The organism is Elioraea sp. (assembly GCF_051860475.1).
GTDB lineage: Bacteria > Pseudomonadota > Alphaproteobacteria > Acetobacterales > Acetobacteraceae > Elioraea.
The window spans coordinates 1-687 of the sequence record NZ_JBHYDW010000305.1 but is presented as its reverse complement, the minus strand read 5'-3'; the positions used below and the strand labels follow the sequence as shown (position 1 = coordinate 687).

At 65.6% G+C, this 687-nt stretch carries 1 protein-coding gene; it reads right to left on the bottom strand.

Going from position 1 to position 687, the window contains the following annotated elements; translation table 11 throughout:
• Window positions 1-687 (bottom strand): IS630 family transposase (locus tag ACTIFU_RS23900; protein WP_439580819.1); only part of this gene is annotated, 687 nt, incomplete at both ends.

Below are 687 nucleotides of genomic sequence, written 5' to 3'. Positions count from 1 at the left end.
GATCTGGCGGCCCTGACAGATCTGAACAGACTGGTCTCGCGCGCCGCCCAGCCCGCAAACTTCCGTGGCGAGGAGAGAATCGCTCGGAGGGACGACTATGAAGCCAATCAGCAAGCCGGAGCCGAACCAGGGCCGGCAGATGAACCTGATCTTCGAACCCTGCATGCTCGACAGCCTGGACGAACAGGAACGGGCGAAGGCGGTGTCGATATTGATGGTGCCGTCGAGGATGTTGAGGGCGGCGAACAAGGTGGTGGTGCCGTTGCGCTTGTAGTCGTGCGTCATGGTGCCGAGCCGCCCCTTCTTCATAGGCAGGCCGGGTTGGGTGCGGTCGAGCGCCTGGATCTGGCTCTTCTCGTCGACCGACAGCACGATGGCGTGCGCCGGCGGATCGACATAGAGGCCGACGACGTCGCGCAGCTTGTCGACGAATTTCGGATCGTTGGAGAGCTTGAACTGGCGCCAGCGGTGGGGTGCCTGGCCATGCGCCTTCCAGATGTGCCTGACCGCGCTAGCGCTGATGCCGGCTTCCTTTGCCATCATGTCGGCGGTCCAGTGCGTCGTCTCGCCCGGCGGATCGGCAAGCGTCGACGCCACCACGCGCTCGGCGACCTCGGGGCCGAGCGGCGGAATGCGCGACGGCCGCGTCTTGTCGCGCAGCAACCCGTCGCAGCCTGCCGCGGCAAA